Annotated in this window: 17 protein-coding genes and 1 tRNA gene; 9 read left to right on the top strand and 9 right to left on the bottom strand. The window is 69.7% G+C overall.

Translation table 11 applies throughout. The features are described 5' to 3' along the window. Nucleotides 1–6 precede the first annotated feature (6 nt). The 5 genes from CSC66_RS04005 to dtd form a co-directional block, all read right to left on the bottom strand. Nucleotides 7–1,713, bottom strand: a complete 1,707-nt coding sequence (locus CSC66_RS04005; RefSeq protein WP_162376082.1) for a tetratricopeptide repeat protein — start codon at nucleotides 1,711–1,713, stop codon at nucleotides 7–9. A 162-nt stretch (nucleotides 1,714–1,875) separates the two neighbouring features. Then, on the bottom strand, nucleotides 1,876–3,087 hold the full coding sequence (locus CSC66_RS04000; protein ID WP_162376081.1) for a tyrosine-type recombinase/integrase: 1,212 nt from the start codon (nucleotides 3,085–3,087) through the stop codon (nucleotides 1,876–1,878). A gap of 179 nt (nucleotides 3,088–3,266) precedes the next feature. Next, nucleotides 3,267–3,342: transfer RNA gene (locus tag CSC66_RS03995), tRNA-Ile, on the bottom strand. Between the two features lie 114 nt (nucleotides 3,343–3,456). Beyond that, the gene (gene rpoD, locus CSC66_RS03990; RefSeq protein ID WP_162376080.1) at nucleotides 3,457–5,316 is read right to left on the bottom strand and encodes an RNA polymerase sigma factor RpoD; all 1,860 of its coding nucleotides are present in this window, start codon (nucleotides 5,314–5,316) and stop codon (nucleotides 3,457–3,459) included. Between the two features lie 121 nt (nucleotides 5,317–5,437). Beyond that, nucleotides 5,438–5,878, bottom strand: coding sequence for a D-aminoacyl-tRNA deacylase (gene dtd, locus CSC66_RS03985; protein WP_162376079.1), 441 nt, complete (start codon nucleotides 5,876–5,878; stop codon nucleotides 5,438–5,440). Between the two features lie 32 nt (nucleotides 5,879–5,910). Here dtd and CSC66_RS03980 point away from each other — a divergent pair, with 32 nt between their 5' ends. From CSC66_RS03980 to CSC66_RS03970, 3 genes are all read left to right on the top strand, one after another. Next, nucleotides 5,911–6,930 (top strand): lauroyl acyltransferase, encoded by a 1,020-nt coding sequence (locus CSC66_RS03980; protein ID WP_379655867.1) that lies wholly within the window; start codon nucleotides 5,911–5,913, stop codon nucleotides 6,928–6,930. 103 nt (nucleotides 6,931–7,033) lie between these two features. Next, on the top strand, nucleotides 7,034–7,558 hold the full coding sequence (locus CSC66_RS03975; protein ID WP_202935596.1) for a PH domain-containing protein: 525 nt from the start codon (nucleotides 7,034–7,036) through the stop codon (nucleotides 7,556–7,558). After that, a complete protein-coding gene (locus CSC66_RS03970; RefSeq protein ID WP_162376076.1) occupies nucleotides 7,555–9,084 on the top strand; it encodes a PH domain-containing protein in 1,530 nt (509 codons plus the stop codon). Before CSC66_RS03975 ends, CSC66_RS03970 begins: the two co-directional genes overlap by 4 nt. A gap of 13 nt (nucleotides 9,085–9,097) precedes the next feature. On the opposite strand, the gene CSC66_RS03965 is transcribed toward CSC66_RS03970, so the two are convergent. Further along, the gene (locus CSC66_RS03965; RefSeq protein WP_162376075.1) at nucleotides 9,098–10,129 is read right to left on the bottom strand and encodes a CDP-glycerol glycerophosphotransferase family protein; all 1,032 of its coding nucleotides are present in this window, start codon (nucleotides 10,127–10,129) and stop codon (nucleotides 9,098–9,100) included. Between the two features lie 173 nt (nucleotides 10,130–10,302). Here CSC66_RS03965 and CSC66_RS03960 point away from each other — a divergent pair, with 173 nt between their 5' ends. Further along, nucleotides 10,303–11,103, top strand: a complete 801-nt coding sequence (locus CSC66_RS03960) for a glycosyltransferase family 2 protein (protein ID WP_162376170.1) — start codon at nucleotides 10,303–10,305, stop codon at nucleotides 11,101–11,103. A 230-nt stretch (nucleotides 11,104–11,333) separates the two neighbouring features. On the opposite strand, the gene CSC66_RS03955 is transcribed toward CSC66_RS03960, so the two are convergent. Then, nucleotides 11,334–11,720 (bottom strand): EF-hand domain-containing protein, encoded by a 387-nt coding sequence (locus CSC66_RS03955; RefSeq protein WP_238394262.1) that lies wholly within the window; start codon nucleotides 11,718–11,720, stop codon nucleotides 11,334–11,336. Beyond that, on the bottom strand, nucleotides 11,720–12,919 hold the full coding sequence (locus CSC66_RS03950) for a DesA family fatty acid desaturase (RefSeq protein ID WP_162376074.1): 1,200 nt from the start codon (nucleotides 12,917–12,919) through the stop codon (nucleotides 11,720–11,722). The genes CSC66_RS03955 and CSC66_RS03950 overlap by 1 nt, the downstream gene beginning before the upstream one ends. A gap of 139 nt (nucleotides 12,920–13,058) precedes the next feature. Here CSC66_RS03950 and CSC66_RS03945 point away from each other — a divergent pair, with 139 nt between their 5' ends. The 5 genes from CSC66_RS03945 (at nucleotide 13,059) to CSC66_RS03925 (ending at nucleotide 20,015) form a co-directional block, all read left to right on the top strand. Then, complete coding sequence (locus CSC66_RS03945) at nucleotides 13,059–13,910, top strand: ABC transporter ATP-binding protein (protein WP_202935589.1); 852 nt, start codon at nucleotides 13,059–13,061, stop codon at nucleotides 13,908–13,910. A 2-nt stretch (nucleotides 13,911–13,912) separates the two neighbouring features. Beyond that, nucleotides 13,913–14,728 (top strand): bifunctional DNA-formamidopyrimidine glycosylase/DNA-(apurinic or apyrimidinic site) lyase, encoded by an 816-nt coding sequence (gene mutM, locus CSC66_RS03940; RefSeq protein WP_162376073.1) that lies wholly within the window; start codon nucleotides 13,913–13,915, stop codon nucleotides 14,726–14,728. A gap of 199 nt (nucleotides 14,729–14,927) precedes the next feature. Next, a complete protein-coding gene (locus CSC66_RS03935; protein ID WP_162376072.1) occupies nucleotides 14,928–15,506 on the top strand; it encodes an ECF-type sigma factor in 579 nt (192 codons plus the stop codon). A 24-nt stretch (nucleotides 15,507–15,530) separates the two neighbouring features. Further along, on the top strand, nucleotides 15,531–18,350 hold the full coding sequence (locus CSC66_RS03930) for a serine/threonine-protein kinase (RefSeq protein ID WP_162376071.1): 2,820 nt from the start codon (nucleotides 15,531–15,533) through the stop codon (nucleotides 18,348–18,350). Between the two features lie 75 nt (nucleotides 18,351–18,425). Further along, on the top strand, nucleotides 18,426–20,015 hold the full coding sequence (locus tag CSC66_RS03925; protein ID WP_162376070.1) for an OpgD/OpgG family glucan biosynthesis protein: 1,590 nt from the start codon (nucleotides 18,426–18,428) through the stop codon (nucleotides 20,013–20,015). A gap of 19 nt (nucleotides 20,016–20,034) precedes the next feature. Here CSC66_RS03925 and CSC66_RS03920 read toward each other — a convergent pair whose 3' ends face one another. Then, nucleotides 20,035–20,517, bottom strand: a complete 483-nt coding sequence (locus tag CSC66_RS03920) for a hypothetical protein (protein ID WP_162376069.1) — start codon at nucleotides 20,515–20,517, stop codon at nucleotides 20,035–20,037. Between the last annotated feature and the right edge of the window lie 48 nt (nucleotides 20,518–20,565).

Genomic DNA, 20,565 nt, shown 5'->3' with positions numbered 1-20,565 from the left:
ATTGGCTTAGCTCGCCGTCGAGATCCGCACCGCCCGCCAGCCATACCCTTCCTTCTTGGGGTGACGGGCGTAGACCGCCACAACGCCGACCTCATCGACGTGCTCAGGAACGGTCTTCACCACATGCGGCGGCACGAAAACATCATCCACGAAGGCATGCGCCCAGGACTCTTGGCGCCGCAGTCGACCCTGAATTTGCTTCACATCGGCATCAGGTAATTGAGCGGGACTGGCGGCGAACAGATCGATTCGACCATTCCTCGGATTCGTCGTCATCCGGAACGACACTCCGTCACCAGCAAGCATCCCGCTGCCCGAAGCGGAGTCACTGTCGACAGGGAAATCACCGAGATCACGGTCGGCAAAGATCCGCATGGGCTTTCCGTCGGCGGCCTCCTGAACAACAACCCCGCGGCCAATGTTCGTACGATCCCACGCCTGTCCGTCTGGACGAAGGATGATCTGAACAACCGTCTCCTCAGTCTCGCAGGCTTGCCGGCCAAGTACCAAGGCCACCGGCTCCCCCTGCCTCCACGGAACCTTAAGGAGATGCGGGCCAAGGATGCTGACCGACTTGCCTGCTTCACTCATCACTGCGAATCGCGTGCGAGGTCGCGGCTTCCATCCCGGCTTGGCGTCCCGCGGAGGCTGAAGGTTCAGGATGCCGAGAAACGTTGCCGATCGCGTTTCGACCTCATCGAAGCAAAGGGCCAGCGCCCGTGGGGCATGTTCGGCGTAGTAGCTCTTCGGATCCTGCGCATCTGTCGCTTCAGGATCGTACCAAGGCTCGCGCATGAGATGTTCCAGCTCATCGCCCAAGCGCCACCCCTGCTCCTCGCGACTAGAGGCTGCGATCCTGATTTCGACGGAGGCTTGCGCGAACTCAGCACGCTCGGCAAGCATCTCTGCCAGCTCCCGGTGCGCCTTGGCCACAAACTCTGGAGATGAAGGACACAGTAGGGCCTGGCAGAAGCAAGCCTGCGCCAGGTCGGGGTCATCCGTTATGTATAGCCGACCTGCTTCTGCCCAGACCCAGAACTCGTTCCGCTTGGCCTTGATCACGGCTGACAGTGCAAGGGCCGCTTCTTCGTACCGCTCCAGCCGCCGCAGCATGCCGGCCCTGTCCCACTGCAGCCACAAGCTATCGTCTCCCGTCGCAACGGGAGCCGCAGCGTCTAGCCACTGCATCGCCTCTTCCAAACGCTCGACAGAGGTGTCTCGGGCTTTCGTCCATTTCGTGAGCGCGCGAGCCACCGATACAACCAGCGGCGGCCATGTCCCATCATTGGAAGACTGGGAAATCCAGTCTTCCTCCCGGAGCCCCTCGATTCCCACCCACTTGACGAACGCAGCGAAGCGAGGGAACTCGGGTCCAATACGACATAGCTGTTGCAGCACTACCGAGCAGGCCATCCCTGGGCACTGTGCAGGCAGCTTGGTGAGTTCCGTCAACGCTTGATCGATACGATGCAGATCTACTTGCTGAGGTCGCTTGTCTGCCTTAACTGCCTCGGCCGCAGCCCTAAATGCCGGCTTAGCTTGGTCATAGATCAGCCACTCAAGCATCGACCGCGTTCGGTAATCACGAGGGTCCGTCTCTAGCAACTCGTAGGCGAGCTTTTTGCCTTCGACAATGTTTCCCTGTTTGCGCAATTCTTGAACGTGTTTCCAATCCACCACATCCCCCAAGATGTGCCAATAACTGTCGTACATACTACTCAGCACAAGGCTCAGCTCCCCACTTACTCGCACTGTTACGCCAACAATTGCAGCTTCCAAACAGCTATCGGAAGTGTTGGGCGCACGCATTTGGCATCGGCCGCCCGATGCAGCCATCGTCCGCTTCGGGGCGCTATGAGATCTCCAGCCTACGTTTCAGGAGACCACGCGAGGGGTCGGCTCAACGTTTGCGCTGACCCGCAAAGTATCCAGGTAGTCTGCCCACGCCTGCATCATCTTCTTACGCTCAGCGAGGTGGGTAGTGCGGTTGTAGGCGCGCCCAAGCGGGTCGCGAACCGCATGGGCCAACTGGTGTTCGATGTAGTCGGGTCGAAACCCCAGCACCTCATCAAGCACGGTACGAGCCATCGCTCGAAATCCGTGCCCTGTAATGGTGTCGCCGTCGTATCCCAAGTACCGCAGCGCAGCGGTGATTGTGTTCTCGCTCATGGGTCGCTTCGCGCTTCTCACTCCCGGGAAGACAAACTCGCTTCGCCTAGTGAGCGGTTGAAGATCCTCGAGGATCTCTTTGGCTTGTGTTGCAAGCGGGACGATGTGCGGAGTCCCCGTCTTGCTCGTGGTAAAACGCCATTCGGCTCCAGCAAGGTCGATGTCAGCCCAACGGGCCTTCCGAAGTTCCCCTGGACGGACGAATAGCATCGGCGCCAACTTCAACGCTGCTTGCGTGACGGGCGAACCGCTGTAGGAGTACATGGACCGCAAGAGCTCTCCGATCTTGTCAGGGTCGGTCACAGTGGCGAGGTGTTTCACCTGGGGCTGCTCGAGCGCACCAACCAAGTCATTCGCCGGATTACTCTGCGCCCGCCCTGTGGCGATGGCGTATCTAAAGACGCGACCCGCGAAAGACCGAGCCCGATGCGCCGTTTCCACCACACCTCGCTTCTCAAGCTTCCGCAACGCCCCCAGCAACAGCGGCGCAGTCACGTCCGTAATGGGGAGCATGCCTATGGCGGCGATGTCCTTCTCGATCAGACGGCGTTCACGCTTCACAGACCCGGGGCTGAGCCCTTCCTTCGCTCGCTTGTTCAAGAACTCGGTCGCGATCGCGCCAAAGGTGGTCTCCGCGCGCTCGACTTTTGCAGCTCGTTCGACCCTGGCGACGTTTGCCGGATTGCCGCCCCCTCTCAGGAGCGCTCGAAGGCGATCCCGTTCGGCACGCGCCTCTGCCAAGCCCATCGCTGGGTACTCCGCCAAGGTGATGATGCTGGGCTTGCCCGCATAGCGATATCGGTATCGCCACGACTTGGTGCCGCTCGGGCGAATTTCGATGCACAGGCCATTGGCATCCGCGAGGCGGTATGCGCTCGTACGCGGCTTGAGGGCGCGCAGCTTGGTATCGGTAAGCATGTGTGAGTCAGCCGATAGTGAGTCAGTGGCAGGAGGCGCCGACTTGTGACTCACAGCCTGACTCACTTAGCAGTCGGATTCAAGCGCACCGGGCCGGACACCCCTGGACGACGGAGCCCTTATTTCAAGCCATTTTCGGCTGCATTCCGGACGCCTACGGACAATCTCGGACTTGAAAATGGTGGGCCCACCAGGATTCGAACCTGGAACCAAGGGATTATGAGTCCCCTGCTCTAACCGTTGAGCTATAGGCCCGCGCAGGAACGCGAGTGTAGTGGAGCCCGACCGGCAGCGGCCAGACCGGCAAACCACGAAGAAAAAAGGCCCCGCGATGCGGGGCCTGATCCTGGATCACGCCGGCGCGCCGGCTCAGTCGATGTCGAGGAAGCTGCGCAGCTGCTCCGAACGCGACGGGTGGCGCAGCTTGCGCAGCGCCTTGGCCTCGATCTGGCGGATGCGCTCGCGGGTGACGTCGAACTGCTTGCCGACTTCCTCGAGGGTGTGGTCGGTATTCATGTCGATGCCGAAGCGCATGCGCAGGACCTTGGCCTCGCGCGGGGTCAGCCCGGCCAGCACGTCGCGGACGGTTTCTGACAGGTTGATGTTGGTGGTGTTCTCGATCGGGGACTCCACGTTGGTGTCCTCGATGAAATCGCCCAGGTGCGAGTCCTCGTCGTCGCCGATCGGGGTCTCCATCGAAATGGGCTCCTTGGCGATCTTCATGACCTTGCGGATCTTGTCCTCGGGCATGTCCATTTCCTTGGCCAGCTCCTCCGGCGTGGCCTCGCGGCCGTACTGCTGGAGCATCTGTCGGGAAATGCGGTTGAGCTTGTTGATCGTCTCGATCATGTGCACCGGGATGCGGATGGTGCGCGCCTGGTCGGCAATCGAGCGGGTGATCGCCTGGCGGATCCACCAGGTGGCGTAGGTCGAGAACTTGTAGCCGCGGCGGTATTCGAACTTGTCGACCGCCTTCATCAGGCCGATGTTGCCCTCCTGGATCAGGTCCAGGAACTGCAGGCCGCGGTTGGTGTACTTCTTGGCGATGGAGATCACCAGGCGCAGGTTGGCCTCGACCATCTCCTTCTTGGCCTTGCGCGCCTTGGCTTCGCCGTAGGCCATCTGCCGGCCGATCTCGCGGATGTCGGCCAGGTCCAGGTGCATGGCCTGCTCGATGGCGATGGTGGCCTGCTGTTCGGCGACGATCTGGTCCTTGACCTCGCGCAGCGCCGACGACCACTTCTGCTTGCGCTTGAGGACCTCGTCCACCCACTCCAGGTTGACCTGGTTGCCTTCCCAGGCCCGGATGAAGTCCTTGCGCGGCATGTGCGCGACCACGGTGGCCAGGTGCAGCACGCGGCGCTCGTGGTCCTTGATCTCGCCCATCACCTCGCGCAGCTTGCGCACCAGGGTGTCGGTCAGGGCCAGCGGCAGCTTGAAGGTGACGAACTGCTCGGCCATCTCGCCGCGCATCTTGATCACGTTCTTGGCCTGCGGGCCGGCCTTGGCGTTGGCCTTCTTGAACTTGGCGTAGTCGGCGGCCAGCAGCTCCATCCGGCGCGCGACCTCGGCCGGATCCGGGCCGGTGGGGCCGGCTTCGGCCTCTTCGTCGTCGGCGACGTCCTCGTCCTCGTCCTCGTCGGCCTCGGCATCGGTGTCGTCGACGGCCACGACCGGCGCCGGCTCCGGCACTTCCTCGACCAGGTCGTTGAAGCCGACCACGACTTCGGCCAGGCGCTTCTTGCCGGCCTTGTGCAGTTCGTATTCCTCAAGCAGCAGCTCGATCGACCACGGGAAGCTGCCCAGCGCGGCCTGGACCTGGCCCAGGCCTTCCTCGATGCGCTTGGCGATGGCGATCTCGCCCTCGCGGGTCAGCAGCTCGACCGTACCCATCTCGCGCATGTACATGCGCACCGGGTCGGTGGTGCGGCCGCCTTCCGAATCCAGCGCGGTCAGCGCGGCGGCGGCTTCCTCGGCGGCGGTATCGTCGATCTCGCGGTTGCCGGTGTTGCCGTCGTTGAGCAGCAGGGTTTCGGCATCGGGCGCGACTTCATGGACATCGATGCCCATGCCGTTGATCATGCCGATGATGTCTTCGATCTGCTCCGCGTCGACGATGTCGTCGGGCAGGTGGTCGTTGACCTCGGCATAGGTCAGGTAGCCCTGTTCCAGGCCCTTGCTGATGAGCTGCTTGATTTCGGATTGCTGGGCTGGACGTTCGTTGGCCATGTGCGGCGCCACCGGCTTTGAGTGTGGTGAAGAGAACCTAGCATTATAACAGGGCACCGACCCTCGGGCCCTGCTCTCCTTGTGCGTCAACCACTTGCAGGCGGCTCGCGTTCAGCGCGGCTCAGGCCCGGAGCAGGAAGGTGACCGGGCCGTCATTGACCAGGCTGACCACCATATGGGCACCGAAGCGGCCGGTTTCCACCCCGCCGGCATGGGCCAGGCGGCACGATTCGGCCAGCCGGTTGAAAACCCGTTCAGCCTCTTCCGGCGCCGCCGCCGTACTGAAGCCCGGGCGCATCCCCGAGGCGGTGTCCGCGGCCAGGGTGAACTGGCTCACCAGGAGCAACCCGCCGCCCGAATCGGCCAGCGAACGGTTCATCCGGCCGGCATCGTCGGCGAAAACCCGGTAACCCAGCAGCCTCTGGGTCATTCGCGCCACCTGTGCGTCGTCGTCGCCCGGCTGCACGCCGACCAGCGCCAGCAGTCCTTGGTCGATCCGGCCCACGATCTCGCCGTCGACCTCCACCGAGGCCCGGGTGACGCGCTGGATCAGGGCGAGCATGCGACGGACTCCTACGGTCGGGAGGCGACAGCATTGGCCGCGCGGGGCGGATTTGCCAACCGTCCGGGCATCGCGACGGCGCGCGACGGGCGGGCCGCGGCCGTTCGGCGGCTAGACTTGCCGGCATGACCGCCCACCGCCAGGCCCGCCTGCTCGTCGCCGCCACCCGCCTGCTGGGCGCGCTGCCCTGGCCGGTGGTGTACGCGCTCGGCGACGGCATCGCCGCGCTGTGGCGGCTGGGCGACGCGCGCGAGAGCCGGGTCGCCCGGCGCAACCTCGAGCTCGCCTTCCCGGAAGTGCAGGGCGCCGAACGCGACGCCCTGCATCGCCGCATCCTGCGCACGACCGCGCGGCAGGCGCTGGAAACGCTCAAGCTCTGGACCCGGCCCCCGGCGGAGAACCTCGCCCTGATCCGGGAAGCGCACGGCGTGGCGCACTACGACCAGGCCCTGGCGGCCGGCCGCGGCGTGATCGTCGCCGCGCCCCACTTCGGCAACTGGGAGCTGCTCAACCAGTGGCTGGCGTCGCGCGGCCCGATCGCCATCGTGTACCGGCCGCCCGACTCGGCGGTGGGCGATGAATTCCTGCAGCAGGTCCGCGGCGTGGACAACGTCCGCCAGGTCCGGGCCGAGGGCGCGGCGGTCCGCCAGCTGTGGAAGACGCTCAAGGAAGGCGGCGCGGTGGGGATCCTGCCCGACCAGCAGCCGAAGGCCGGCGACGGCGAGTTCGCGCCGTTCTTCGGCGTGCAGGCGCTGACCATGACCCTGCTGTCGCGCCTGGCCGAACGCACCGGCGCGCCGGTGCTGCTCGCCTGGTGCGAACGCATCGGCGATGGCCCCGGCTTCGCCCTGCACCTCGAACCGGCGCCGGCGGCGATCGGCGACCCGGATCCGGTCGCCGCCGTGGCCTGCCTCAATGCCGAGGTGGAGCGCATCACCCGGCGCGATCCGTCCCAGTACCAGTGGACGTACAAGCGCTACACGCTGCGGCCGCCGGGCAGCGGCGAGATCAATCCGTACGAGCGTCGCGAATGGGCCAAGCGCCCGGCCTGAGGCCGGCGGAACCGCAGGCTGCGCGGCGCGCCCGGTGCTGCGGGCGCGCATCCGGCGGCGTGAACGCTTACGATCCGGTGAACTCCCCGACCCACGGAACTCCGTGACCGACTCTCCGGCCGCCAGCCCTCCTCCCCTGGATCCCGTCGCACCTGCCGCGACCGCCGACTGGCATCCGCTGCCGGCGCGGGGCGCACTGCTGCATGCGCTCGGGGTCGGCTTCGCGTTCGCGCTGCCTGCCACGTTCGGCGTCGGCTTGCTCGCCTCGGCGCTGCTGGAGGTGTCGCGGCTGCCCGCCGGCATCGTCGCCGGCCTGGCCGGCCTGGCGCTGGGGGCGCTGGTCGGCCGCCTGCGCCACCGGCGGATCGGCTGGAAGCTCGATGCCGACGGCTTCGCCACCCGCCGTGGCGGCCTGTGGCGCACCGAGACCCTGGTGCCGGTCTCGCGCGTGCAGCACCTGGACCTGGAGCGCGGCCCGCTCGAGCGCAGGCTCGGCCTGGCCACGCTGGTGGTGCATACCGCCGGCACCCGCATGGCCGCGGTGAAGCTGCCGCTGCTGGCGCTGGACGATGCCGAAGCGCTGCGTGCGCACCTGGCCCGCCAGGTCGAAGCCGACGACGCATTGTGAGCGGGCTGGACGCGCCCCCGGCCGCGCCGGCCGAGCAGCGGCTGCATCGGTGGTCGTGGCTGTTCGTGCTGCTGCAGCAGCTGCGGCAGTTCATCGTGCCGCTGGTGGTGCTGCTGTTCGCCGGGCGGCGCGGCGGTTCCGAGGGCTGGTGGGAGCTGGCACCGTTGCTGGGCGTCGGGGCGCTGGTGCTGGTGTCGGTCCTGCAGTACTTCACCTACCGCTACCGGGTCGGCCGCGACGGCATCACCATCCGCAGCGGCCTGCTGCAGCGCTCGCAGCGCGAGATACCGTTCGCGCGAATCCATAACGTGGGGCTGCACCAGTCGCTGCTGCACCGGCTGTTCGGCGTGGCCGAAGTGCGGCTGGAATCGGCCGGCGGGCAGAAGCCCGAGGCGCACATGCGCGTGCTGGGCTTGGACGATGCGCTGGCGCTGGAACGGCTGGTGCGGCACCACGGCGCCGAAGCGGCCGACGCCGCAGCGGTCGACGCCGGCGGGAACGGACAGGTGGACGCCGACAGCCGCACGCTGCTGGCGCTGACGACCGCCGAAATCGTGCGCCTGGGCCTGGTGTCCAACCGCGGCATGATCGTGTTCGCCGCCGGCTTCGGCCTGCTCTGGCAACTGTTCCCGGACGAGCGGCTGATCGCGCGCTACGCCGAGGATTCGTTCCAGCAGGCGGCCGGGTACGCCGGCGAGCTGCACCTGGGCTGGCCCGGCATCGCCAGCGCCATGCTGGCGGTGGCCGGCCTGTTCGTGTTCCTGCTGCGGCTGCTCTCGGTCGCGCTGGCACTGAGCCAGTACCACGGTTTCCGCCTGAGCGAGACCCAGCGCCGGCTGACGGTCGAGCGCGGCCTGTTCGCACGCGTGCGCAGCAGCGTCGCCCCGCGCAGGATCCAGGCCTGGTTCCTGCAGGAGACGCTGCTGCACCGCTGGTTCGGACGGCGCAGCCTGCGCATCGACACCGCCACCGGCGGCCGCGAGGACGACCCGCGCAAGCTGCGCGAACTGGCGCCTATCGCCACTCCCGGCGCCTGCGATGCGCTGGCCCTGCACCTGCTGCCGGGCGCCGCCTGGCCGCCGGCGCAGTGGCGCCCGCTGCCGCGCAATGCCTGGTGGCGGCAGTTCGCCGGCAGCGTCGCATGGAACCTGGTGGTCGCCGCGGCGCTGGCCTGGCAGCTGGGCGCCTGGGGGCTGCTGGTGCTGCTGTGGCTGCCCTGGTCGGCGTATGCGGCGTGGCGCCAGGCCGGTCGCATGGGCTATTCGGTCGACGCGCGCCTGGTCGCGGTGCGCGGCGGCTGGTGGTCGCGCTGGTGGCGCTTCGCCGAGATCGACAAGCTGCAGGCGCTGCGCCTGCAGCGCTCGCCGCTGGACCGCTGGCTGGGCACCGCGTCGCTGTGGATGGATACCGCCGGCGCCGGCGGGATGTCGCCGCCACTGCGCATCCGCTACCTGCCCGTGGAGGAGGCCCGCGCCCTCTACGCGCAGCTCGGGCGCACCCTCGCCGCGCGGCGACTGCGCTGGTGAGCGGACGCCCGGGTCAGACCCGGGCCGGACCCCAGTAGCCGATGCGCCTGCGCAGCTTCAGCTTGCGCCACAGGTTCAGCGGCTTGGGCTTGCGGTTGCGCCCACCGGCGGCGACGAAGGCGTCGATCGCATCGAGCACGCGCTCGCTGGACCGGCCGTCGCGGTACGGGTGCAGCTGGTCGGCGAACTCGCGCACCGCGGCCATCAGCTCCGGCGGCCGCGACAGCGCGCGCCGGATCGCCGGCTCGAACTGCGCGGGATCGTCGATGTCGATCAGCTGCGGCCCGGGACGGCGGTTCTTGAAGGTCACCACCGGCTTGTAGGTCAGCAGGAACTCGTTGAGCGCCGACGAGGTATCCGAGCACATCATGTCCACCTGCGGGAACAGGTCGAGGATGTTGTCGTTCTCGGCGAAGGTCAGGTGTTCGTTCTGCAGCGCCTTGTACCGGGCGACGACCTCCGGATCCATCTTCGGGTGGAAGGTCACGATCCAGCGCCACTCCCCGGTGCGCGACAGCCGCGCGATCTCGTCGTACAGCACCGGCGCGGCGCTCCACGAAGGCGAGAACGTGGAGTGGTAGAGGATCACCGGCGGCTGCCGCACCGGCTCGGGCACATCGCCCAGTTGCGCCATGAACGGGTCGATCTTGGGGAAGCCGGTCTCGGTCACCGCGAAGTGGCCCAGTTCCTTCGACAGCTCGCCGAAGGCCGCGGTGTCGCGCGGGCCGGTGGTGCAGTACAGGTCGAAGAAGCCGCGGATGTAGATGTGCCGCGGCTTGCCCGCATCGAAGCCGTGGAAGGTCTCGACCTTCACCCCCGGGAAGAAGTGCGGCACCGCGTTGGACGAGGTGATCACCGCGTACGGGTTCCAGGCGCGGACCTGCTCGACGTCCAGCAGGGTCTCGTCGGGCGCCAGCTCGTCGGCGCCGGGGCCATCGAAGAACCACGCGGTCCGGTCCCCGCGCGCGCGGATCGCGGCCTGGATCGGGCGCAGGATCGCCAGCGCGTATCGCTCGGAACCGTACAGCAGGTAATGCTTGGGCACGTCGCACTCCCGGGTGCGCTGGGACGGCGGGGATTATCGCACCGGCGCGCGCCGGCCCGGCCAGCCCCTGCTAGGCTTTGCGCACCTTCCGTGCCGTGCTCCGCCGCATGACCGCCGACCGCCACGCCGTCGCCACGCCTGCCGCCGCATCGACCACGGTCGCCGCGGCCGTCATGGCGGCGGGCCGGGTCCCGCTGTCGGCTTGCGTCATCGCCTTCAACGAGGCCGACCGGATCGGCGACTGCCTGGCCTCGCTGTCGTTCTGCGACGAGATCGTGGTGGTCGACTCCGGCTCCACCGACGGCACCCGCGAGGTCGCGCAACGCGCCGGGGCGCGGGTGCTGGTGCGTCCGTTCGACGGCTTCCGCAGCCAGAAGCAGTTCGCGGTCGACCAGTGCGCGCACGACTGGGTGCTGAGCCTGGACGCGGACGAGCGCGTCGATGCGCGGCTGCGCGCGTCGATCGAGGCCGAGCGCGAAGGCGGTTTCGCCCGTGCCGCCGGCTATCGCTTCGCGCGGATGTCGGAGTACTACGGACGCTTCCTTCGCCATGGCACCGCCTATCCGGACCGGGTGCTGCGCCTGTTCGACCGGCGCCGTGGCGGCTGGCGCGGGGACCGCGAGATCCACGAGGCCGTGTCGGTGGACGGACCGGTCGCGTTGCTGACCGGCGACCTGCTGCACCATCCGTTCCGGTCCTTCATGCAGCTGCTGGACAAGAAGCAGCGCTACGCGCGGATGATGGCCGAGCACGATTTCGCCCGCGGCAAGCGCGCCACGCTGGGCAAGCTGGTGCTGGCGCCGGCCTGGCGCTTCTTCCGCGGCTTCGTGCTCAAGGCCGGCTTCCTGGACGGCTGGCCGGGACTGGTCGAGTCGTTCGTCAGCGCCAACTACGTGCGCCAGAAGACGATCATGTTGTGGCTGCTGCAGAACGGCCAGCCGCTGGTCGACCCGCCGCGCGAGGACGCGCCGTGACGCGAAACCACGCGGTGGTCATGCCCCCGTAGAGCGGGGCTTGCCCCGCTGCCGTTGCCGGTCCCGCCTTTCGTAGAGCGGGGCTTGCCCCGCTGCCGTTGCCGGTCCCGCCTTTCGTAGAGCGGGGCTTGCCCCGCTGCCGTCGCGCGTCGCATGGAAAGGGCAGCGGGGCAAGCCCCGCTCTACGACGGAACGGCGGTTCGCAGAAGGGGTGGGAGGCACGCCCCTTGTTACAGCGGCGGCGCCGCCAGTTCGCGCGCGTCCAGGTAACCGTCCTTGTTGGCGTCCTGGCGCACGAAGCGTTCGGCCAGGCGTCGCCGGTGCTCTTCCAGCGTGATCGGCTTGCCCTTGCCGCCGGGCAGCTCGGCGGTGGCGAGCACGCCGTCGCCGTCGGCATCCATGCGCTCGAATGCGTAGCCCATCCAGGCCACGTATTCGGCCTGCGAGATGCGCCCGTCGCCGTCGCCGTCCATCCTCGCCAGGTAGTCGCCGGTGCGCTCGACCTGGGCGGCGGCGGTGGCGCTGGCGGCCAGCAGCCACCCCGCGCAAAGCAGCAGGCCCGGACGCGGGCGTCCGGGCCTGGTCGGCGGCGGTGCGTGGCGAGCGCTGCCCGGCATCAGTGCGCCAGCGCGTAGCCCTTCAGGCGTGCCGAGTATTCCTGCAGCGCGCGGATGCCGCTGGCTTCGGCTTCCTGGCACCAGGCCTGCAGTTGGCGCAGGCGCTCGGCCGCGTCGTGGCTGCGCGCCTCCAGCAGCGCCGACAGGCGCGCGCGGTGCTCGACCAGCGCCTGGATCCGCGGCCGCTGCGAGACCCACGCGTGCAGCTGTTCGCGCGCATCGGGCTTGAGCCAGCGGCCATCGTCGACCAGCCCCTTGCGCATCCGCCGCGGCAGCAGTTCGCGCAGCCGGGCGCCGGCGGCGGCGGCCTCTTCGCGCAACGCCGGCTTGAGCACGTTGCGCTGGTAGTCGGTCATGGCCTGGAACCGGTGCGACAGCAGCGCGCGCAGGGTCTCGGTATCCGGTGCGGTGATGTTCGGGCGGATGTCCAGGCTCGGCGCCACGCGCAGCACCTTGGCCAGCCCGACCTTCTCCAGGCCCTTGATCGCGGCCCAGCCGATGTCGAACTCCCAGCGCCGCATCGAGAAGCGTGCCGAGCTGGGGAATGCGTGGTGGTTGTTGTGCAGCTCCTCGCCGCCGATCCACACGCCCCACGGGGTGAGGTTGGTCGAGGTGTCGGCCGACTCGAAGTTGCGGTAGCCCCACCAGTGGCCGAGGCCGTTGACCACGCCGGCGGCCCAGAACGGGATCCACGCCATCTGGATGGCCCACAGGGCCACGCCCGGCAGGCCGAACAGGGCGAAATTGATGAACAGCAGCGCGGTCGGGCCGAGGTTGGCGTGCGGGGTGTACAGGTGGCGCTCGATCCAGTCGTCCGGCGCGCCCTTGCCGTACTGCTCGATCGACGGACGGTCAGCGCGCGCTTCGCGGTACAGTTCCACGCCTTGCCAGAACACCTTGCCGATGCCGCGCGTCTGCGGGCTGTGCGGATCCTCCTCGGTCTCCACCTTGGCGTGGTGCTTGCGGTGGATGGCCACCCACTCGCGGGTGATCATCGAGGTGGTCAACCAGGTCCAGAAGCGGAAGAAGTGGTTCAGCACCGGGTGGAAATCCACGCCGCGATGGGCCTGGCTGCGGTGCAGGTACAAGGTCACCGAGAAGATCGTCAGCTGGGTGAAGACCAGCAGCACGACCAGCATGCCCCACCAGCCCAGGCTGGCGACGCCGGAGACGAGGAAATCGAACAGCACATCGAGCATCGCGGCAAACCCCGGAGCGTGAAGAAGCGCGGGAAACCGTCCCGCGTGGCGACATGATGGGGCCTGATCCGGCAAACTTCACCTGTCCGCCGCGTATGGTGTTCATCTGCGGCGTCCGCGCCAGGAACCGCCCCCGTCGATGACCGCTCCCGCCGTTCTTCACGCCCCCGCCGCCGAGCGGCCGCCCCTGATCGAACTGGACCGCGCCAGCGTCGTCCGCGGCCAGGTCCGGGTGCTCCACGAGCTGTCGCTGCGGATCGACCAGGGCCAGCACACCGCCATCCTCGGCGCCAACGGCTGCGGCAAGTCGACCCTGATCAAGCTGGTGACCCGCGAGCTGTACCCGCTGGCGCGCACCGGCGGCAGCGCGCCCGTGCAGGTGCTGGGCCAGGCCCGCTGGCAGGTGGACCGCTTGCGCTCGCAGCTGGGCATCGTGACCGGCGACTTCGGCGCCACGCTGACCGACATGCCCCGGCTCACCGCCGAGGAGACGGTGCTCAGCGGCCTGTTCGCCTCGTTCGTGGTGCCGCCGTTCCGCGAGATCACCGACGAGATGCGGCAGCGCGCGGCCGAGGCCCTCGAGCGCGCCCACGCCCTGCCGCTGCGCCGGCGCCTGTACGCCGAGCTGTCCACCGGCGAAGCCCGCCGCGTCCTCATCGCCCGCGCCCTGGTCAACCGCCCGCAGGCGCTGCTGCTCGACGAGCCGGGCACCGGCCTGGACCTGGTCGCCCGCGGCCACCTCCTGGCGATGCTGCGCACGCTGGCCGGGCAGGGCGTGACCCTGGTGCTGGTGACCCACCACATCGAGGAGATCATCCCGGAGATCGACCGGGTGGTCGTGCTGCACCAGGGCAGGGTCCTGGCCGACGGCACGCGCCGGGCCACGCTGGATGGCGAGCTGCTCTCGCGCGCCTTCGGCGGCCCGGTCCGGGTCTGGCCGGAAGGCGACGCGCAAGGCGGCGTCCACTACCTGGCCGCCGCCGGGAGCTGACCGTGCCCGAACTTCCCGAGGTCGAAACCACCCGCCGCGGCCTGGCCCCGCACGTGGAGGGGCGACGAGTGACCGGCGTGGTCCTGCGCCGGCCCGACCTGCGCTGGCCGATTCCCGCCGAGGTCGGCGAACAGCTGCCCGGCCGCCGCATCGCCGCGGTCCGCCGCCGGGCCAAGTACCTGCTGATGGACACCGATGCCGGCGACAGCGCGCTGCTGCACCTGGGCATGTCCGGCATGCTGCGGGTGCTGCCCGGCGATACGCCCGTCGGCGCGCACGACCATGTCGACCTGGCGCTGGATTCCGGCCGCGTGCTGCGCTTCACCGACCCGCGCCGCTTCGGCAGCCTGCTCTGGCAGCCGGCCGGCACCGAGCACGAACTGTTGCGTGGCCTCGGCCCGGAGCCCCTGTCGGACGCCTTCGACGGCGACTGGCTGTTCGCGCGCAGCCGCGGGCGCAGCGCGCCGGTGAAATCGTTCCTGATGGACCAGCGCATCGTGGTCGGCGTGGGCAACATCTACGCGGCCGAGAGCCTGTTCCGGGCCGGCATCTCGCCGACCCGCGCGGCCGGCAAGGTATCGCGCGAACGCTACGCCGCCCTGGCAGGCGCGGTCCGCGACATCCTCGCCTACGCCATCACCCGCGGCGGCACGACCTTGCGCGACTTCCTGAATCCCGACGGCGCGCCCGGCTACTTCGAACAGGAACTGGCGGTGTACGGCCGCGGCGGCCTGCCCTGCCCCAACTGCGGAGCGCCGCTGCGCGAGGCCAGCATCGGCCAGCGCGCCAGCGTGTGGTGCGCGCGCTGCCAGCGCTGATGCCGCGACCGCGCGACGCCTATCGGCCCGGATCCCGGCCACCGGGCCGGGATACCCGACGGTGACGATCCACCGGAGAGTCGCATCGCGCCCCCGTGGCCGCCGGCATGCATCGTGCCAACCGCAGCCGGTGCCGGCGGACGCCCGCAACGCCAAAAGCCGCTATATTCGGCCCCTCGCCGCGGTCATGGAGATGACGATGGCCGATGTCCCCGACAGTTCCCCCGAGATCACGGTGTGGCTGGATGCCGCGCGCGGCGGAGACCGCCAGGCGCTGGACCGCGTCCTGGGCACGCTCTACCAGGAGCTGCACACGCTGGCCCGCCGCCAGCTGTCCGGCCAGCAGAACAACACCCTGGACCCCACCTCGCTGGTCCACGAGTCCTACCTGAAGCTGGTCGGTGCCAGCAACGGCGCCCGCTTCGAGGACCGCGCCCACTTCTTCGCCTACGCCGCCTCGGCCATGCGCAGCGTGGTGGTGGACTATGCCCGCAACCGCATGGCGCGCAAGCGCGGCGGCGACCTCAAGCGCGTGGCCGAGATCCCGGAGGAAGCCGAGAGCAGCCTGCGCCTGGACGAGAACCTGCTCGCCCTGGACACCGCGCTGGAGCGGCTGGCCGCCGTCGACGAGAAGCTGGCCAAGGTGGTGGAGCTGCGCTACTTCGCTGGCCTGTCCGAACAGGAGATCGCCGAACTGCTCGGCCGCTCCGAGCGCAGCGTCCGCCGCGACTGGCAGAAGGCCCGCCTGTTCCTGCTCGCCGCCATGCGCGAAGACTGACCAGGCGCGGGGACGCGGGCGACCATGGACGCCGAGCGCTGGCTTCGCCTGTCCCCGCTGCTCGACGCGCTCCTGGACCTGCCGCCGGCCGGGCGCACCGAGGAGCTCGAGCGCCTGCGCGCGTCCGAACCGGCGTTGGCCGCCGAACTCGAAGCGCTGCTGGCAGTCGAGGACACCGACCCGACCTTCCTCCACGACCCCCTGCCCGGCACCCGTCCGCCCTCGCGCGAAGGCACCCGCCTGGGGCCCTACCGCCTGGAGCGCCTGCTCGGCGAAGGCGGCATGGGCCAGGTCTGGCTGGCCGAACGCGCCGACGGCCTGTACCAGCGCCAGCTGGCGCTGAAGCTGCTGCGCCCCGGCTACGCCGACCCGAACCTGCGCCTGCGCTTCTCGCGCGAACGGGAAATCCTCGCCCGCCTGCAGCATCCCAACATCGCCCGCCTGCTCGACGCCGGCATCGGCGAGGGCGACCAGCCCTACCTGGTGCTGGAGTACGTGGAAGGCGTGCCGCTGACCGACTACTGCCGCGAACATGCGCTGCCGGTGGAAGCACGCCTGCACCTGTTCCTGCAGGTCTGCGCGGCGGTGCGCCACGCGCACGCCAACCTGATCGTGCACCGCGACCTGAAGCCCTCGAACATGCTGGTGGCCGCCGACCAGGAAGTGCGGCTGCTGGACTTCGGCATCGCCAAGCTGCTCGACCGCGACGGCACCGACGCCTCGCACGCGCGCACCGAGGTGCGCGCCTTCACCCTGCACTACGCCGCGCCCGAGCAGGTGCGCGGCGAACCGGTGAGCACGCTCACCGACGTCTACTCGCTGGGCGTGGTGCTCTACGAGCTGCTGGCCGGCGACAAGCCCTATCGCCTGCGCCGGCAGAGCGATGCCGAATGGGAGCGCGCGATCCTGGAGGTCTCGCCGCCACGCCCGTCGGTGGCGGTGCAGCGCCTGGCCGAGGCCGGGCAGATCGAACCGGGCCAGGCGCGCAAGCTGTCGCGCCGGCTGCGCGGCGACCTGGACAACATCGCGCTCAAGGCGCTGCACAAGGTGCCGGCCAGGCGCTACGGATCGGTCGAGGCGCTGGCGCGCGACATCGAGCGGCACCTGGAAGGACGCCCGGTCGAAGCCCGGCCGCCGCGCATCGGCTACCAGCTGCAGAAGTACCTGCAGCGCCATCGCTGGGGCGTGGGCCTGGGCTCGCTGGCGGTGCTGGTGCTGGTGGCGGCGCTCGGCCTGGCGCTGTGGCATGCGGTCGAAGCCCGGCACGAAGCCGCCCGCGCGCAGGCGCTGCAGCGCTTCGTGCTGGGCCTGTTCGACCATGCCGGCGGCACCCAGCGCCACCAGGGCATGGCCCTGCGCGAACTGCTCTCGGCCGGCGCCCGCCGTGGCGAAAGCGAGCTGGAGGACCAGCCGCGCGCGCGCGCCGAGTTGCTGGGCGTGATCTCGCGCATGTACCTGGGCATCGGCGACTACCGCGAAGCGCTGGCCCTGTCCGAACGCCAGCAGCAGTTGCTGGAAGCCGATGCCGGCGCACCGGTCGGGTTGCGCCTGGACGCGGCCAGCCAGCACGGCCGCGTCCTGCGCCTGCTCAGCCGCTCGCAGGCCTGCATCGAACGCATGCGGCCGCTGGCCGGCGAAGCGGTGCAGGTGCAGGCGCAATGGCCGCAGCAGGCGGCCGACTTCAGCCTCCAGTTCGGCCGCTGCAAGCGCATGCTCGGCGAACCGGTCGCCGCGCGGCAGTGGTACGAAAACGCAATCGGGATCCGCCGCGACGTGCTGCGCGACGACGCCGGCGTGGCCGAGGGCATGATCGACCTGGCCGCGCTGGAGAGCGATGCGGCCCGTACCGGCGCGGCGATCGAGCAGTTCCTCGCCGCGCAACGCCAGCTGCGCGCGCGGCTGGGCGACCGGCATCCGCTGATGGTGGACATCCGGCGCAGCCTGGGCGTGCTGTACCTGGACCGTGGCCAGGCGCAGGAAGCGGAGGCGGCGCTGCGCTCGGCCCTGGCGCTGGCGTTGGAGCTGCATGGGCCGGACCATCCGTCGACGCTGGCGGTCCGCCGCCAGCTGGGCCTGGCGTTCCTGCAGCTGGGCCGCCTGGCCGACGCCGGCAGGGAACTCAACGCCCAGCATGGCCCGACCGAAGCCACGCTCGGTCCGCGCCACCGCGAAACCGCGCTGAGCCTGTGCGCGCTGGGCCGCCTCGCGCTGGAGCGCGGCGATACCGCCGCCGCGCTTTCGGCCTTCAGCCGCGCCGTCGACGCCTGGCGCCAGCCCGACGGGCGCTACCTGCTCGATTACGGCCTGGCCGACCTGTCTGCCGCGCAGCAGGCAGCCGGCGACGCCGATGCCGCCCTGGCCACGCTGGCGGAGGCGCGCAGGGTACGCGCCGCGCGGCTGGGCGCCAGCCATGCGGCCGTAGGCGACCTGGACCGCAGGATGGGCCAGATGCTGCTCGACGCCGGCCAGGCCGAGGCGGCCAGGCCCTGGCTCGAGCGTGGCGCGCAGCTCACCCGGCTCGGCTACGGCGCGGATGATCCGCGCACGCTGCAGGCGCAACTGGCGATGGCGCGGCTGGCGGCGCGCGAAGGCGACGGTGCCCCGCTGGCACGCTTCGCCGACGGGCTGCCGGAAGCGCCGTCGATGGCGCCGATACGCTGGGAGGCGCAGGCGTTCGCGGCCGAGGCCAGCTGCCTGGACGGGGACCTCGCCACCGGTGCACGGCAGTTGCGCCTGCTCGAAGACCAGCTGCGGCAGTCGCGTCCGGAAGGCGGCAGCCTGGTCCGCGAGGTCGCCCGCCTGGCCAGCGCCTGCGGGACGGCGGTGGCCCGCGGCCGCGGCTGAACGGCCTTCGCGGCCGGCTCCTCGCAGCGCCGCGGCTGTGCGTAAGATGGCGCGCCCCCGCCACCACGACGCGCCATGCAACGACGCCAGTTCCTGACCCGGGCCTCGGCCGCCCTGGCCGCCTTCGGCCTGCCGCTCCCGCTGCTGGAAGCGATGGCCAGCCCGCTGCCGCTGGGCGAGCGCCACCCGTTCGACTACGCCTGGCTCAAGGGCCATGCGCGGGCACTGGCCGGCAAGGCGTTCTCGCCGCGCAGCGACGTACTGCCGCCGCCGGTCGCGGCATTGAACTGGGACCAGTACCAGTCCATCGCCTTCCGCCAGGACCACGCGTTGTGGGGCGACGTGCCGGGTTCGAAGTTCCAGGCCAAGTTCTTCCACCTGGGCATCTATTTCAAGCGCCCGGTGCGCATGTTCGAGGTCGCCGGCGGCCAGGCGCAGGAACTGGCCTACGACCCGGCGATGTTCGACTTCGGCAAGAGCGGGCTGAAGGGCAAGAAGCTGCCGCAGGACCTGGGCTTCGCCGGCTTCCGCCTCAACTCGCCCGACGACATCCGCCGCGACTGGGCCGCCTTCCTCGGCGCCAGCTATTTCCGCGCGGTCGGCTCGAGCATGCAGTACGGCCTGTCCGCGCGCGGCCTGGCGATCGACACCGGCATGCCGCGGCCGGAGGAATTCCCCGACTTCACCGCCTTCTGGCTCGAACGCCCGGCGCCGGGCTCGGAAACGGTGGTGGTGTACGCGCTGCTGGATTCGCCCAGCGTGGCCGGCGCCTACCGCTTCGCCATCACCAAGGGCGAACCGCTGGTGATGGACGTGGACGCGGCGCTGTATCCGCGCAAGGAGATCGAGCGCATCGGCATCGCACCGGCGACCAGCATGTACCAGGTCGGCGAGAACGACCGGCGCATGGACTGGGACTGGCGCGCGGAGATCCACGACAGCGATGGCCTGGCCATGCACAGCGGCAACGGCGAGTGGATCTGGCGGCCGCTGGGCAACCCCGCGCACCTGCGCTACAACGCCTTCGCCGACGAGAACCCGCGCGGCTTCGGCCTGCTGCAGCGCGACCGCGACTTCGACCATTACCAGGACGACGGCGTGTTCTACGAGAAGCGCCCGAGCCTGTGGGTCGAACCCAAGCATGGCTGGGGCAAGGGCTCGGTGCAGCTGGTCGAGATCCCGACCATCGACGAGACCTTCGACAACATCGTCGCGTTCTGGACGCCGCAGGCCAGGCCGCAGCCGGGCCAGGAGCTGCTGTACGGCTATCGCCTGTACTGGGGTGAGCAGCCGCCGGTGCAGCCGCCGCTGGCGCAGGCGGTGGCCACGCGCACCGGGCTGGGCGGGGTGATCGGCTTCAAGCGCGAGCAGTTCTCCCAGCGCTTCGCGGTCGACTTCGCCGGGGGCGAACTGGCGGCGCTGGCCAAGCGCAATGCGACGGTCGAAGCGGTGGTGGAAACCAGCCGCGGCCGCCTCGACACCGTATCCGCGCGGCCGCTGCACGCGATCGAGGGTTATCGCGCGATGTTCGACGTCTACCCGGGCGACGACTCCACCGGCCAGCTCGACCTGCGCTTGTACCTGCGCCACGAAGGCCGCGCGCTCAGCGAGACCTGGCTGTACCAGTGGAATCCGCCGCCGGCGTCGGAACGCCGGCTGTACTGAGGCGCCTGCGCCGCCGCGCCTAGGTCGTGTCGCGGACGACGGTGGGCGGCCTCGCGTCCGCGGAGGAGCGCTGCCAGCGGCGTGCGATCCACCAGGCCGCCCAGGTGGCCAACCCCAGGCTGGCTTCCAGCGCGTAGTAGAACCACGGCCGCTGCGACACGGTGTCCAGCGGAGTGCCGAACCACAGCGGCGCCAACCCGTGGATGGCCAGCAGCACGCCGGCCGCGAACGCGAGCGCCGACCCGTCGGTCGCCGCCACCACGAAGCGCAACGCCAGCAGCGCCACGATGAAGGCGGGCACGCCGACCCCCAGGCCGTAGGTGACCAGCAGGTCCCAGGAGAACACCCCGGCCTCGATCGAACCGGCCTGCTTGAACCACGCGAACAGGCCCGCCGGCGCGGCGATCGCCGCGGTCCGGGCCAGCGCGAATACCGCCGCGATCCCCACCGCGACGCCCAGCACCAGGCAAACCACCGCCTGCACCCACCTGGAACCCGACATGGAACCTCCGTGTCCGTGATCGGCCGTCTGCACCGGGCCGCCATGCAG

Source organism: Pseudoxanthomonas kaohsiungensis (assembly GCF_010211765.1).
GTDB lineage: Bacteria > Pseudomonadota > Gammaproteobacteria > Xanthomonadales > Xanthomonadaceae > Pseudoxanthomonas > Pseudoxanthomonas kaohsiungensis.
This window is presented reverse-complemented; position numbering and strand designations above follow the sequence as displayed.